The organism is Vibrio sp. Vb0598, assembly GCF_033338935.1.
Lineage (GTDB): Bacteria > Pseudomonadota > Gammaproteobacteria > Enterobacterales > Vibrionaceae > Vibrio > Vibrio alginolyticus.
Genome location: NZ_JAWOTP010000017.1, coordinates 36,740 through 53,034, shown reverse-complemented (window position 1 = coordinate 53,034; position 16,295 = coordinate 36,740). Strand labels below are relative to the sequence as shown.

General features: G+C 47.5%; 9 protein-coding genes. All 9 read left to right on the top strand.

What is annotated here, in order from left to right; genetic code table 11:
* Window positions 1–103: 103 nt before the first annotated feature.
* The 9 genes from gltB (R7Q38_RS16745) (at window position 104) to R7Q38_RS16705 (ending at window position 16,223) form a co-directional block, all read left to right on the top strand.
* Window positions 104–4,654, top strand: a complete 4,551-nt coding sequence (gltB, locus tag R7Q38_RS16745) for a glutamate synthase large subunit (RefSeq protein WP_064353629.1) — start codon at window positions 104–106, stop codon at window positions 4,652–4,654.
* Window positions 4,654–6,123, top strand: a complete 1,470-nt coding sequence (locus R7Q38_RS16740) for a glutamate synthase subunit beta (RefSeq protein ID WP_213871849.1) — start codon at window positions 4,654–4,656, stop codon at window positions 6,121–6,123. Before gltB (R7Q38_RS16745) ends, R7Q38_RS16740 begins: the two co-directional genes overlap by 1 nt.
* Before the next feature lie 448 nt (window positions 6,124–6,571).
* Entirely contained in the window at window positions 6,572–11,035 is a 4,464-nt protein-coding gene (gene gltB / locus R7Q38_RS16735; RefSeq protein ID WP_213898494.1) for a glutamate synthase large subunit, read from the top strand.
* Window positions 11,036–11,055: 20 nt separating this feature from the next.
* Entirely contained in the window at window positions 11,056–12,468 is a 1,413-nt protein-coding gene (locus tag R7Q38_RS16730) for an FAD-dependent oxidoreductase (protein WP_239939293.1), read from the top strand.
* Window positions 12,469–12,559: 91 nt separating this feature from the next.
* A complete protein-coding gene (locus R7Q38_RS16725; protein ID WP_017633627.1) occupies window positions 12,560–12,988 on the top strand; it encodes a DUF1499 domain-containing protein in 429 nt (142 codons plus the stop codon).
* Window positions 12,989–13,051: 63 nt separating this feature from the next.
* Window positions 13,052–13,747, top strand: a complete 696-nt coding sequence (gene mtnN / locus R7Q38_RS16720) for a 5'-methylthioadenosine/S-adenosylhomocysteine nucleosidase (RefSeq protein WP_005381837.1) — start codon at window positions 13,052–13,054, stop codon at window positions 13,745–13,747.
* 11 nt (window positions 13,748–13,758) lie between these two features.
* The gene (locus R7Q38_RS16715) at window positions 13,759–14,712 is read left to right on the top strand and encodes a cobalamin biosynthesis family protein (RefSeq protein WP_239939288.1); all 954 of its coding nucleotides are present in this window, start codon (window positions 13,759–13,761) and stop codon (window positions 14,710–14,712) included.
* The gene (gene btuF, locus R7Q38_RS16710) at window positions 14,712–15,533 is read left to right on the top strand and encodes a vitamin B12 ABC transporter substrate-binding protein BtuF (protein WP_017633625.1); all 822 of its coding nucleotides are present in this window, start codon (window positions 14,712–14,714) and stop codon (window positions 15,531–15,533) included. The genes R7Q38_RS16715 and btuF overlap by 1 nt, the downstream gene beginning before the upstream one ends.
* 69 nt (window positions 15,534–15,602) lie before the next feature.
* The gene (locus R7Q38_RS16705; protein WP_005387377.1) at window positions 15,603–16,223 is read left to right on the top strand and encodes a TRIC cation channel family protein; all 621 of its coding nucleotides are present in this window, start codon (window positions 15,603–15,605) and stop codon (window positions 16,221–16,223) included.
* The last annotated feature ends 72 nt before the right edge of the window (window positions 16,224–16,295 follow it).

The following is a 16,295-nucleotide window of genomic DNA, read 5'->3' as shown; positions in this document are numbered from 1 at the left end:
TCGGTGGCGATAATAAATATAAAGGACAAGACGTAATCAATAGTCTAGGTAGTATTTGCTGCCCGGTACTTTTGCGTCGACATTGAACTGGAAGGATGTATCTATGGTAGATAGAGAGCAAAATCCACAGGGTCTGTACACTCCGGAACTGGAGCATGACGCTTGTGGTATCGGTTTTGTTGCTCACCTTAAAAACCGTAAATCTCATGAAGTAGTGACTCAAGCATTGGATATGCTGGCTCGCATGGAACACCGTGGTGGTCAAGGTTGTGACCCATGCAGCGGTGACGGTGCGGGTATCTTGCTACAAAAACCTCATGAATTCCTATTAGAAGAAGCCGTTAAGCTAGGCATTAAACTGCCTTCGTTTGAAAAGTATGGTGTTGGTGTCGTTCTTTTCCCGAAAGACGAATACAAACGCGAACAATGCCGTGACATTCTAGAACGCAACGCACAGCGTCTAGACCTTGAAGTTATCGGCTACCGCGTATTACCAACCGACAACTCCATGATTGGTGCCGACCCTCTAAGCACAGAGCCTCAATTTGAGCACGTGTTTATCTCCGGCGGCCCTGGCATCACGCCTGAAGAGCTAGAACGCAAACTGTACGTACTTCGTAATTACACCGTACGCGTTTGCCTAGAAAGCGTTTCGAACATTGGTGACGACTTCTACATTAACTCCATGTCTTACAAGACATTAGTGTACAAAGGTCAGTTAACGACCGAGCAAGTACCTCAGTACTTCCTCGATCTGCAAAACCCGACCATGGTGACTGCACTGGCACTGGTACACTCTCGTTTCTCTACCAACACCTTCCCGAAATGGCGTCTTGCACAGCCTTTCCGTTACATTGCCCACAACGGCGAAATCAATACAGTTCGCGGTAACTTGAACTGGATGAAAGCCCGTGAAGCAATCCTAGAATCAGACCTGTTCACTCAGGCTGAAATCGACATGCTTCTTCCAATCTGTCAGGAAGGCAGCTCGGATTCATCTAACTTTGACATGGCACTTGAGCTCCTAGTTCTGTCTGGTCGCAGCCTGCCACACGCATTGATGATGATGATTCCTGAAGCATGGCAAGAAAACAAAAACATGGATCCTAAACGTCGCGCGTTCTATCAGTACCATGCGAACATCATGGAACCATGGGATGGCCCGGCTTCCGTATGTTTTACTGATGGTGTTCAAGTTGGTGCGACACTAGACCGTAACGGTTTGCGCCCTTCTCGCTACACAGTGACCAAAGATAACTTCCTAGTGATGGCATCTGAATCTGGTGTTGTGGATATAGAACCAGAAAACGTTGAGTTCCGTGGTCGCCTACAGCCAGGTCGTATCTTCGTTGCAGACCTAGAACAAGGTCGAATCATCTCTGATGAAGAAGTGAAAGACACCATCGCAACGGCGCAGCCTTACGAGAAGTGGGTAGAAGAAAACCTACTGAGCTTGAAGAAGCTGCCAGATGCGAGCAACCAGTTCAGCCAACCTAAGCCAGAACACCTTCTACACCGCCAACAAGCGTTTGGCGTAAGCACTGAAGAAGTGAACGAAATCATCGTTCCAATGGCGAATGACGCGAAAGAACCATTATCAGCAATGGGTGCCGACTGGCCTCTTGCGGTTCTATCTCATCAGTCTCAGCACCTTTCAAACTACTTCAAGCAGCTGTTTGCACAAGTAACTAACCCACCGATCGACCCGATCCGTGAGCGCATGGTTATGTCGCTGAACACTTACTTGGGTAAAGACCAAAACCTTCTGACTGAAACACCACTTCACTGTCAGAAAGTAGAATTGGAATCGCCTGTTCTAGCCAACTCTGAGCTTGAAAAATTGCGTGCGATCGATAACGAGCACCTACAAGCGAAAACGTTGGATATCGTATTCCAAGCTAGTGAAGATCAAGGCAAACTTGAGCGTGCATTAAAACGTATCTGCCAATACGCAGAAGACGCGGTTATCGATGGTTATTCAATCATCCTACTCACTGACCGCGCAGTGAATTCAAACCACGCGGCGATCCCAGCAATGCTGGCAGTTGGCGCAGTACACCACCACTTGATCCGTAAAGGTCTACGTGCGAAGTGTGACATCGTGGTTGAAACTGGTGACGCGCGTGAAACGCACCACTTTGCAACGCTACTTGGTTACGGTGCGAATGCGGTTAACCCTTACCTAGTGATTGAAACCATCATTGAACTTCAACGTACGAAGAAGTTGGATCCAGAAGCGAACCCTCGCGATCTGTTCAACAACTACCGTAAAGCGATCAATGGCGGTCTTCTGAAGATCTTCTCGAAGATGGGCATCTCTACGCTACAGTCGTACCATGGTGCGCAAATCTTCGAAGCATTGGGTATCCACAAATCCGTGGTCGACAAATACTTCACAGGGACGGTTTCTCGTATCCAAGGTCTAACCCTTGATGATATCGCCAAAGAAGTACTTATCCGTCACCGCATCGGTTACCCACAACGCGAAATCCCAATTCAAATGCTGGATGTTGGTGGTGTTTACCAATGGAAACAGCGTGGTGAGAAGCACCTATTCAACCCAGAAACCATTTCTCTACTGCAAGAGTCTACGCGCAACAAGAACTACGATCAGTTCAAGCAATACGCGACTGCTGTAGATAAGCAAGGTGACAACGCGGTAACCCTGCGTAGCCAACTTGAGTTCATTAAGAACCCCGCTGGTTCTATCTCTATCGACGACGTCGAGCCAATTGAAAGCATCGTGAAACGCTTCGCGACGGGTGCAATGTCATTCGGTTCTATTTCTTACGAAGCACACTCCACACTAGCTGTTGCGATGAACCGTCTTGGCGCGAAATCGAACTCTGGTGAAGGTGGTGAAGACCCAATGCGTTTCGAGCGCAAAGAGAACGGCGATTGGGAACGCTCTGCAATCAAGCAGGTGGCTTCAGGTCGTTTCGGCGTAACCTCTTACTACCTAACTAACGCTGAAGAGCTGCAAATCAAAATGGCTCAAGGTGCGAAGCCAGGTGAAGGTGGTCAGCTACCAGGCGATAAAGTAGATGACTGGATCGGTGCAACACGTCACTCGACTCCGGGCGTTGGCCTTATCTCGCCACCACCACACCACGATATCTACTCAATCGAAGATTTGGCTCAGCTTATCTACGACTTGAAGAACGCGAACCGCGCGGGTCGTGTAAACGTGAAGCTGGTATCAGAAGCAGGCGTAGGTACGATCGCTTCTGGTGTAGCGAAAGCGAAAGCGGACGTTGTACTAATCGCAGGTTTCGACGGCGGTACTGGTGCATCACCAATGTCTTCAATCCGTCATACCGGTCTTCCTTGGGAACTTGGCTTGGCAGAAACGCACCAAACGCTACTAAAGAACGGTCTACGTAACCGTATCGTGGTTCAAGCGGATGGTCAGATGAAGACACCTCGCGACCTTGCAGTGGCAACACTACTCGGTGCAGAAGAATGGGGCGTGGCAACCGCAGCATTGGTGGTTGAAGGTTGTATCATGATGCGTAAGTGTCATAAGAACACCTGTCCTGTTGGTATCGCGACTCAAAACAAAACACTTCGCGAGCGCTTTGATGGTCGCGTAGAAGACGTCGTAACCTTCTTCCAATACATGGCACAAGGTCTACGTGAAATCATGGCTGAACTTGGCTTCCGCACTATCGATGAGATGGTCGGTCAAGGTCAGAAGCTGAAGATTCGCCAAGACATTTCTCACTGGAAATACAAGAACCTAGATCTGTCTCCTGTTCTCCACGTTGAGCAACCACGTGAAGCTGATGGTGTATTCAACCAAGCTCAACAGAACCACAACCTAGAAGAAGTGCTAGACCGTAAGCTGATTCAAGCAGCGATTCCTGCACTCGAGAAAGGCGAAGCGGTGAATGCCGAGTTCCCTATCGTTAACACGGACCGCTCTGCAGGTACCATGTTGTCGAACGAAATCTCGAAAGTGTACAAAGATGCCGGTCTACCTCAGCCAATGAACGTGAAGTTCAAAGGTTCTGCGGGTCAGTCATTCGGTGCATTCCTCGCTAAGGGCGTGAAGTTTGAAGTGGAAGGCGACGCGAACGACTACTGGGGTAAAGGCTTATCTGGCGGTACCTTAGTACTTTACCCAGATGCGAAATCAAGCATTGTCGCGGAAGACAACATCGTGGTTGGTAACGTGTGTTTCTACGGTGCAACTTCGGGTGAGTCTTTCATTCGCGGTATGGCTGGTGAACGTTTCTGTGTTCGTAACTCAGGCGCGAAAGTAGTAGTAGAAGGCGTCGGTGACCACGGTTGTGAATACATGACTGGCGGTGCAGCAATTATCCTTGGTTCAACAGGTCGTAACTTTGCCGCAGGTATGAGTGGCGGCGTGGCTTACGTATGGGATAAATCAGGTGACTTTGAGTCAAAACTGAACCCAGAATTAGTAGACCTAGATCCAATCGAGCAAGAAGACAGAGATCTATTACTCGACATGCTAACTAAGCATGTTCAATTCACAGGAAGTGAAGTCGCTCAGTCTTTCCTAGACAACTTTGAAGCAAGCCTAGCCTCTATGGTTAAGGTAATGCCGCGTGACTACAAAGCGGTTCTTCAAAAGCGTAAAGCTGAAGCACAGTCTCAAGGAAACGAAACTCAAGTGGAGGCCGTATAATGGGTAAGCCTACTGGATTTTTAGAGCATGGTCGTGAACTACCACAGAAAATCGACCCAGCTGAACGCATCAAGAACAACAAAGAGTTCGTTCTAAACGAGGAGTTTGGTGACAAGATCAATACTCAGGCTTCTCGTTGTATGGATTGTGGTGTGCCGTTTTGTCATAACGGCTGCCCTATCGGTAACATCGTCCCAGAGTTTAACGATGCGGTTTATCGTGATAGCTGGGAAGAAGCTTGGAACATTCTAAGCTCAACCAATAACTTCCCAGAGTTCACTGGTCGTGTTTGCCCTGCTCCGTGTGAAAGTGCTTGTGTACTTGGCATCAACCAAGACCCAATCACTATCTGTAACATCGAGAAAACCATCGTAGAAACGGCGTATCGTGAAGGGTACGCCAAACCAAAAACACCACGTTCTCGCACAGGCAAAACCGTTGCGATCATCGGTTCAGGTCCTGCTGGCCTTGCGGCAGCAGAGCAGCTAAACAGTGCAGGCCATACTGTGACGGTATTCGAGCGAGACGAGAAAGTGGGCGGTCTGCTGCGTTTTGGTATCCCAGACTTTAAACTGAGCATGGAAGTCATTGATCGCAAGATCAATCTAATGGCAGAAGCTGGCATTGAGTTTAAAGTAAACCAACACGTCGGTGTTGATGTAAATGCTCAGCAATTGCGTCAAGAGTTCGATGTGGTTCTACTAACCGGTGGCTCAACGGTTCCACGTGATTTGCCCGTTCCGGGTCGTGAACTAAAAGGCGTTCACTTCGCAATGGAATTCCTAGGTCAAAACAACCGTCGCGCCAATAACATGGACCTGAAAACGGAAGAAATTCACGCTGCGGGTAAACATGTTGTGGTTATCGGTGGTGGTGATACGGGTTCAGACTGTGTGGGAACATCAAACCGTCACGGCGCAGCAAGCGTAACTCAAGTGGAAATCATGCCGATTCCACCAGAGAAGCGCCCAGCCAATATGCCTTGGCCTCAATACCCAATGATCCTACGTACTTCGACCTCTCATGAAGAAGGTGTCGATCGTCACTGGAACATCCTGACCAAAGAGTTCATCGGCAATGACAAAGGTGAAGTCACAGGCCTTCGTCTTGCTGATATCGTTTGGCAAGATGCAAAACCAGGCGAGCGCCCAAGCTTCAAAGAAGTAGAAGGCAGCGAGCGTGTGATTCCATGTGATATGGCATTTCTAGCGATGGGCTTCCTACACCCTGAACCAACAGGCGTACTTGCTCAACTGGATATCGCACTAGACGATCGCGGTAACGTAGCAACTCAAGATTTTGCTACTAACCAAGAAGGCGTATTTGCTGCTGGTGATATGCGAACAGGCCAATCTTTGGTGGTTCGTTGTATCAATGAAGGCCGCGAATGTGCCCGTGCTATCGATGATTATCTAATGGGTAGCACAAACCTAGAAGCAAAAGCAGATTCACTGATGCTTTCTGCTTAACGAAGCAGTCATGCTTCTCTCTTTCAATTGCCTAATAGCCATCAGCAATATCGATGGCTATCGGTGAAGAAAGAAAACAATTCCTTCCAATCTTTCTATTTTGACCAGCATTTTATGCTGGTCTTTTTTATCTCCCACAGAATCAAATGTTACTTTTTTGTAACAATCAATTTTCTATCTATTTGAAATTATTAAACTATTTTAGCTTATTAAATGGTAAATCGTATATTCACGTGATGATCCACTAATAACTTGACCTTTTTTACAATAAGCTATAGCTTGTGAAGTTGATGAAAATAAAACACTCAAAAAATGTTAAATATTTCACAACTTTTACTGAATAATTATACATAAAGCTATAAAGATGACGCATAGTTAGTCATCGATATCAACGTAAGCAGTGTTGATATATCTGTCGGGATGACGGATAAGCAAAGGGAGAATTGCAATGGCTCTTTATGATCCAAGTCTTGAGAAAGACAACTGTGGATTTGGCTTGATCGCGCATATGGAAGGCGAACAAAGCCACAAGCTGGTACGTACAGCAATTTCTGCACTTGACCGCATGACTCACCGTGGTGGTATCGCCGCCGATGGTAAAACTGGTGATGGTTGTGGTCTTCTATTACAAAAGCCCGATTCCTATTTACGTCTTATTGCCGAAGAAAATGGTTTCAACCTTGGCAAGCAATACGCCGTAGGGATGATTTTCTTCAACCAAGATCCAGTCAAAGCTCAACTCGCTAAAGACATCGTCAACAAAGAACTGGCGCAAGAGACGCTAACTGTGGCTGGTTGGCGTGAAGTACCAACTAATTCAGAAGTACTCGGTCCAATTGCGGCCAACTCGCTTCCAAATATTCAGCAAGTCTTTGTCTCTGCACCGGCAGGTTGGCGCGAACGCGACATTGAACGTCGTCTCTACATCGCACGCCGTCGCATCGAGAAACAAATCACCGAAGATCCGGATTTCTACATCTGTAGCTTATCGACTCAAGTTTTGGTGTACAAAGGCCTATGCATGCCTGCGGACTTACCGCGCTTTTATCTTGATCTTGCCGATCTACGTATGGAATCTGCTATCTGTCTGTTCCACCAGCGTTTTTCTACCAACACTCAACCGCGTTGGCCATTAGCTCAACCGTTCCGCTACCTTGCTCATAATGGTGAGATCAATACCATTGAAGGTAACCGACAATGGGCACGCGCTCGTGCTTACAAGTTCTCGTCACCACTGCTGCCTGACCTACAAACTGCAGCACCGTTTGTGAACGAGACAGGCTCAGACTCGTCTAGCTTAGATAATATGCTAGATCTCTTTTTAGCTGGCGGCATGGATATCTTCCGTGCCATGCGTATGCTCGTACCGCCAGCATGGCAAAACCACCCGGATATGGATCCGGATTTGCGTGCGTTTTACGATTTCAACTCCAAACACATGGAACCATGGGATGGCCCAGCAGGTATCGTACTGTCCGATGGTCGTTATGCTGCTTGTAACCTAGACCGAAACGGTCTACGTCCTGCGCGTTATGTAATTACCAAAGACAAGCTGATCACTCTGGCATCTGAGGTAGGGATTTGGAATTACGCCCCAGATGAAGTTGCCAAAAAAGGTCGTGTAGGTCCGGGGGAATTGCTCGTCATCGACACTCGTAAAGGTAAGCTTTGGCAGTCTAGCGAGATCGATAATGACCTGAAATCTCGTCACCCTTATCGCGAATGGATGGAGAACAACGTTCGCAAACTAACACCGTTCTCTCAGCTACCTGAAGATCAAGTAGGTGAGCGCAGCTTTGATGAAGACTTGCTTAAGACTTATCAAAAGCAGTTTGCCATGAGCAATGAAGAAGTCGATCAAGTATTGCGTGTCCTCGGTGATATGGGGCAAGAAGCCGTCGGTTCGATGGGTGATGACACCCCGATGGCGGTTCTTTCTTCGAAAGAGCGCTTGGTGACTGATTACTTCCGTCAGAAGTTCGCGCAGGTCACCAACCCACCAATCGATCCGCTGCGTGAGAAACACGTCATGTCGCTAGCGACCAGCATCGGCCAGGAGATGAACGTCTTCTGTGAAACCGATGGCCACGCGCATCGTGTAACCTTTGATTCTCCAGTACTGCTCTATTCAGACATGCAGCAACTACTAGAGCTGAGTGACGATCATTACCGTAATACCATTCTCGATATCAACTACGACCCACAACAGAAAGATCTCAAACAAGCCATTGATGATCTGTGTGAGCAAGCAGAACAAGTGGTGCGTGAAGGCACGGTTCTAGTCGTGCTTTCAGATCGCGCTTTAGTCAAAGGCAAGCTGCCAATTCCTGCAGCAATGGCGGTCGGTGCGGTTCAAACTCGCTTGATCGATGCCAACTTACGTTGTGATGCCAACATTGTTGTTGAGACCGCAACAGCTCGTGACCCACACCAATTTGCTGTCTTGCTTGGCTTTGGTGCTACTGCGGTTTACCCATACCTTGCTTATGAAGCTTTAGGTAAACTGATTGATGATAAAGCACTAGAGAAAGACTACCGCGATGTGATGCAAAACTACCAATACGGCATCAACAAAGGCCTGTACAAGATCATGTCGAAAATGGGGATCTCAACCATCGCCTCTTACCGCTGCTCACAACTGTTTGAAGCAGTTGGCTTGAGCCAAGATGTGGTCGATCTGTGTTTTAAAGGCGTCACAACTCGAATTGAAGGCGCGAATTTTGACGACTTCCAGCAAGATCTTACAAACTTATCTCGTAAAGCATGGGCGAAACGCAAATCGATTGATCATGGCGGCTTGTTAAAGTACGTCCATGGAGGTGAGTATCATGCGTACAACCCGGATGTTGTCGGCACGCTGCAACAGGCCGTTAAATCTGGCGAAAGTAACGACTATCAGAGCTTTGCTAAGCAGGTAAATCAACGCCCTGTTGCCATGCTGCGTGACTTAATGTCGCTGAAAAAATCAGACTCACCGCTGCCACTTGAGCAAATAGAACCACGCACTGAACTGTTCAAACGCTTTGACTCTGCGGCAATGTCCATTGGCGCACTTAGCCCAGAAGCGCATGAAGCACTTGCAACGGCGATGAACCGTCTTGGTGGTTACTCTAACTCGGGTGAAGGCGGTGAAGATCCTCGCCGCTTCGGTACTGAGCGTAACTCACGTATCAAACAGATTGCTTCTGGCCGATTTGGTGTAACGCCTCATTACCTGACTAATGCGGATGTACTGCAAATCAAGGTGGCACAAGGTGCGAAACCGGGTGAAGGTGGACAGCTACCAGGACACAAAGTCACCGCAGAAATCGCAAAACTGCGTTATTCGGTACAAGGCGTGACTCTGATCTCCCCTCCTCCGCACCACGATATCTATTCGATTGAAGATTTGGCCCAGCTGATCTTCGACCTTAAACAAGTCAACCCAAATGCGCTGGTTTCGGTAAAACTCGTCTCCGAGCCAGGTGTCGGCACCATCGCAACGGGCGTAGCCAAGGCTTACGCTGATCTTATTACCATTTCGGGTTACGACGGTGGTACCGCAGCAAGCCCATTAACTTCGGTAAAATACGCTGGTAGCCCTTGGGAGTTGGGGTTGGCAGAGACACAACAAGCTCTGGTTGCTAATGGTCTGCGTCATAAGATCCGCTTACAGGTAGACGGTGGTCTAAAGACTGGTTTAGACGTAGTTAAAGCCGCAATTTTAGGTGCAGAAAGCTTCGGTTTTGGTACTGCGCCGATGGTCGCTATGGGTTGTAAGTTCCTACGAATTTGTCACCTCAACAACTGTGCAACTGGGGTTGCGACTCAAGACGAGACACTGCGTAAAGAATACTTCAAAGGTCTACCAGAAATGGTGATGAATTACTTCATCGGCTTGGCAGACGAAGTGCGCGGATTACTCGCCGAACTTGGCGTTGAAAAGCTGACGGACTTGATTGGTCGTACCGATTTACTTGAGGCGGTAGAGGGATTTACAGCGAAACAGACCAAGCTGGATCTATCCAATATTCTAGAAGCTCCAGTATCACCTGAGGGTCATCCGCTATTTTGGACAGAGCCAAACAAACCGTTTGATAAAGCTGAGCTCAACCAAAAGATCATTGATGATGCCATGCATGCGGTCGAAAACGGTCAATCGGCAAGTTTCTTCTACAATGTCATCAACACTGATCGTTCTGTTGGTGCACGCTTATCTGGCGAAATAGCAAAACGCTATGGCAACCAAGGATTGGCGGCTTCCCCTATCAAAATCTATCTTGACGGCACCGCAGGTCAGTCCTTTGGTGTTTGGAACGCAGGTGGTGTAGAGCTTTACCTCACGGGCGATGCGAACGACTACGTGGGCAAAGGCATGGCGGGTGGTAAAGTGGTTATCAAACCTCACCTTGGCACCGCATTTAAATGCAATGAAGCAACTATCATTGGTAACACCTGCCTGTACGGCGCGACCGGCGGTAAACTATTTGCAGCCGGTAAAGCAGGTGAGCGTTTCGGCGTACGAAACTCAGGTACGATAGCCGTCATTGAAGGTGCTGGCGATAACGCTTGTGAGTACATGACTGGCGGTATTGTTGCCATTCTTGGTGCGACAGGTGTGAACTTTGGCGCGGGTATGACTGGAGGCTTTGCCTATGTTCTGGATGAGAACCAAAGCTTTGAAGGTCGAGTTAATACTGAGTCTGTCGAAGCCATCTCATTGTCCGATCTTTACATCCACCAAGAACATTTGCGTGGCCTAATTGCGGAACACCTTGAAGAAACAGGGTCGAGTCATGCAGAAAATATTTTGGCGAACTTTGATGAATGGATTCCAAAGTTCTATTTGGTGAAACCACAAGCGGCAGATCTTCGCACGCTACTTGGTCACCAGAGCCGCAGTGCCGCAGAGCTGCGTGTTCAAGCACAGTAATCATGGAGGATGTTTGAATCATGAGCCAGAACGTTTATCAATTTATCGATGTGCAGCGTGTAGATCCTGCGAAAAAGCCTATCAAAGTTCGTAAGATCGAGTTCGTTGAAATCTATGAACCGTTCACTAAACAACAGGCGACTGCACAAGCGGATCGCTGCTTAGATTGTGGCAACCCATATTGTGAATGGAAATGCCCAGTCCACAACTACATCCCTCAATGGTTAAAACTTGCCAATGAAGGTCGTATTCTTGAAGCGGTTGAACTATCGCATCAAACCAATAGCCTACCGGAAGTATGTGGGCGCGTTTGTCCTCAAGACCGCCTATGTGAAGGTTCATGCACGCTTAATGATGACTTTGGTGCCGTCACCATCGGCAACATAGAAAAGTACATTACCGACAAAGCGTTTGAAATGGGCTGGAAGCCAGATATGTCCAAGGTGGAATGGACCGACAAAAAGGTTGCAATCATTGGAGCTGGCCCAGCTGGCTTGGCTGCCGCGGATATCCTAGTGCGCAATGGCGTTAAGCCAGTCGTGTTTGACCGCTACCCTGAAATTGGAGGCCTTCTGACCTTCGGTATTCCTTCATTCAAGCTTGAAAAAGGCGTGATGGAAAACCGCCGCCGTGTGTTCACTGAAATGGGCGTCGAGTTCCGCATGAACATGGAAGTAGGCAAAGATGTCCAAGTGCAAGAGCTACTTGATGAATACGATGCTGTTTTCTTGGGCGTTGGCACCTATAAATACATGCGTGCAGGTCTAGATAATGAAGATGCGCCGGGTGTGTATGACGCGCTGCCATTTTTAGTTTCGAACACCTACAAAGTCATGGGTCTTGAGAGTAACCAACCCTTTATCGATATGGCAGGAAAGAAAGTCGTCGTACTGGGTGGTGGTGATACCGCAATGGACTGCGTTCGTACCTCAATTCGCCAAGGTGCCTCCAACGTAGTTTGTGCTTATCGTCGTGATGAGGCCAACATGCCAGGCTCTCGTCGCGAGGTAAAAAACGCAAAGGAAGAAGGCGTGAAGTTCATGTTCAACCTTCAGCCTTTGGGAGTGGAAGTGGATGCGTCAGGCAAAGTCTCGGGGGTCAAAGTGGTGAAAACCGCACTTGGTGAACCTGATGAAGCAGGTCGCCGACGTCCAGAGCCCGTTGAAGGCAGCGAGCACGTTCTACCAGCAGACGTTGTTATCATGGCGTTTGGTTTCCAGCCGCACAAAATGGACTGGTTAGCACCGTTTGATGTCGATTTGGATCAATGGGGTCGTATCAAAGCCCCAGCGAAGCAAGAGTTCCAGTTCCAGACCAGCAACGAAAAGATCTTCGCGGGTGGCGATGCGGTACGAGGTTCTGATCTTGTCGTAACCGCAATTGATGAAGGACGAAAAGCGGCAGAAGGCATTCTCGATTACCTCGAAGTTTAATCACTGTTAACGTCTCAAAAAGGATCCTACTATTGGATCCTTTTTTCTTTTATTACATATAATTAAATTCCTATGATAAGGGATAAAACCAATGAAAAAAGCCGCTCTCCTTTCCATTACTTTGCTCGGCTTAACCGCTTGTAGCCAAGGAGTCAAAACCATGACGGATCGTTCTCAATCACCTTGTGGTGACAAACCAAACTGCGTCTCCACCCAAGACACGCGAGAAAAATACAACCTAACGCCATTCATCTTAGTGGATTCAGCGAACATCGACGCTATTGAGCAAGTTGCGCTTGAACTGCCAGGCGCGAAAACCGCGGTGAAAGAAAGCAACTACCTTCGTATCGAGTGCACATCTAAAATCATGCGCTTCGTGGATGACCTCGAACTAAAAATAGCAGGAGACCAACTGATTGTGCGCTCGGAATCTCGTGTGGGCTACTCTGACTTTGGCGTAAACAGAAAGCGCGCCGATCAATTACGAGAAAAGCTCACTCAAGCTAAGCTCATCAAATAGAAAACTGCCAACGGGGAGTGCTATACTCTCGGCCAACTAAAATATTTACCTAAAGAGAGTGTTATGAAAGTTGGTATCATCGGTGCGATGGAACAAGAAGTGACCATCCTGAAGCAAGCAATTACAAACTGCAAAACTGTAAATAAAGCAGGTTGTACGTTTTTCTCTGGTCAAATTAACGATGTTGAAGTCGTCGTACTACAATCGGGCATCGGTAAAGTTGCAGCGGCAGTGGGCACGACAATCCTTCTTGATGAATACCAACCAGACGTTGTGATTAACACAGGCTCTGCTGGCGGTTTCGATTCAAGCTTAAACCTTGGCGATGTAGTTATCTCTACAGAAGTTCGTCATCACGATGCAGACGTAACCGCTTTTGGTTATGAGATTGGCCAAATGGCCGGTCAACCAGCTGCATTCAAAGCGGATGACAAGCTAATGGACTTAGCCGAAAAAGCCCTAGCACAAATGGAAAACACTCATGCGGTTCGCGGCCTAATTTGTACTGGCGATGCGTTTGTTTGTACTGCTGAGCGTCAAGAGTTTATTCGTAAACACTTCCCGTCAGTTATCGCTGTAGAAATGGAAGCATCTGCTATCGCTCAAACTTGTCATCAATTCAACACTCCGTTTGTTGTTGTGCGTGCAATCTCTGATGTCGCTGATAAAGAATCACCAATGAGCTTTGATGAGTTCCTACCTCTAGCAGCAAAAAGCTCTTCCGAAATGGTATTCAAAATGCTGGAACTCATTAAGTAAACGACTCATTCATGGAAGAAGTTTTTCAGTCATTTTATGCCAACGGTGCGCTCCTTATAATGTGGGGCGCACTGATCTTGCACCTTCTAGTGCCAATCCCCCATTCAGCGCACCCCATCACTTTATGGCGAAAGCTAGCAGAACAGCTAGCCAACAAAGTGAACAATAATCACAATTACTCACAGAGTGTAATCTCAGGCAGTCTTGCATTAGGCTTGATGCTGTTTCCTTGCTTGATATTACTGATTGCAGTAAAGCCATTTGTTTGGCAAATCCCTTTATATGAACTGGTTCTATTGATCATTGCGCTAGACTGGCGTAACAGCGAAACGTTAACGAAACAGCTCGTCACAAGTATCTCTTCGGAAGACAAAGCTCAGTGTCGAGCATTACTGAGACCATATCTTAATCGCGATACTGGTAGCCTCTCGATCGTTGGCATAGGTAAAGCTGGCTCAGAAACCCTGATTATGGGATACAGCCGCAACGTGATCGGCGTGCTATTTTGGTACGCACTAACAGGTGGTATTGGTGCGTTAATGTATCGACTCACAACAGAATTAGCGCGAGTGTGGTCCCCTAGCCGACGCCAATATTTGCCCTTTGGTAAACCTGTGATTCAACTGGTTGCTACTCTGGATATTATTCCACTTCGTCTCTTTGCCATACTTTTAGCTGCCGGAAAGAATACAAGTAATGTGCTCTCTGGAATACTACAGCAAGCGAAGTCTTGGCCCTTACCAGGACCTAGCTGGGTGTTATGTACTATCGGACACAAACTACAACTATCCTTATGCGGCCCTGCTATCTATCAAGGTGTGCGTGCAGAGCGCGCAAAAATCGGTGGGCGCATTGCGCCATCGGCTATTCACCTTTCACAAATACATACGCTGCTCGTTTGGCGCGTCCTGGCTTGGATCGCAATACAAAGTTTGCTTTTAGGAATAATTTATCAAGGATTATGATGAATAAATTATGCTTCGCATTAACGCTGTTTGTTTCGACAGCGACCTTCGCTCAACCCGCTCAACGCATTATAAGTTTAGCTCCACATGCCACCGAAATTGCCTTTGCAGCAGGGCTAGGAGAGCAGCTTGTTGCTGTCAGCGAAATGAGCGATTATCCAGAACAGGCAAAGCAGCTAGAAAGAGTCTCAAATTATCAAGGAATTAAATTAGAGCGCATTATTGCTCTTCAGCCGGACTTAGTGATTGCTTGGCCAGCCGGAAACCCCGCTAAAGAGTTGGAGAAAATTAAACAGTTCGGTATTCCTATCTATTACTCCACTACAGGTTCATTAGAAGATATCGCCAATAATATCGAGCAACTCAGCCAATACAGCGAAACTCCACAAGTAGGAAAAAAGGCCGCTGAAGATTTTAGAACGCAGCTGAGTACACTAAAAGAACAGTACAACACGAACGAGAAAGTTAGTTACTTTTATCAGTTGAGTGAAAAGCCTATCATCACTGTCGCTGGAAAGAACTGGCCAAGTGAAGTCTTTACTTTTTGCGGTGGTGAGAACATTTTCGCCGCATCTAGCGCGCCTTATCCTCAAGTTAGCATCGAGCAAGTCATTACTCGCCAGCCAGAGGTTATTTTTACTTCTCGTCACGCAATGAGTAACGATGGTATGTGGGCTGAGTGGAGTAATGAGCTTCTTGCTCTTAAAAACAAACACATCTGGTCCCTAAACTCTGATTGGATTAACCGTCCGACACCACGCACATTGAACGCGATCAAGGAAGTGTGTGAGCACTTTAAAAGCGTTCGTCAAAAACGCTAACGATTTCGTGGCAAATACCGTACAATTTCCGCCCATTTTTTCTCACACTATTTAAAGGTACTAAGTAACATGGACTCCATGCTGCTTTATATGATCGATTTGTTCGGTACCGCTGTTTTCGCTATCTCTGGCGTATTACTCGCGGGCCGTTTAAAAATGGATCCATTCGGCGTTATCGTGCTCGGCAGTGTGACTGCTATAGGTGGCGGAACAATCCGAGACATGGCGCTTGGTGCCACTCCCGTATTTTGGATAACAGATACGACTTACTTATGGGTGATATTTGTTACGTGTCTACTAACCATGCTTGTTATTCGAAGACCCAAGCGACTCTCATGGTGGGTATTACCCGTTTGTGATGCCATCGGTCTCGCTGTATTTGTGGGAATAGGAGTAGAAAAGGCACTCGCCTACAATGCATCTGGGATGGTCGCGGTGATAATGGGGGTTATTACTGGCTGTGGCGGTGGCATTATACGAGACGTGCTGGCTCGCGAAGTTCCTATGGTATTAAGAAGTGAAGTCTATGCTACGGCATGTATTATTGGCGGCATCTTCCATACGATGGCGGTAAACATGGGTTATGACCACTCAACGGCTTTGCTCGCTGGTGTAATCTCAACGCTCATTATACGTCTCGGTGCGATTCGTTGGCATCTATCCCTGCCAACTTTCGCCATTAACCGTTAAACACCAACAACATCACTCATTATGGAGTCGACCAAGTGTCGGCTCCTCTCATTTATGCTCATTTGATTCGCC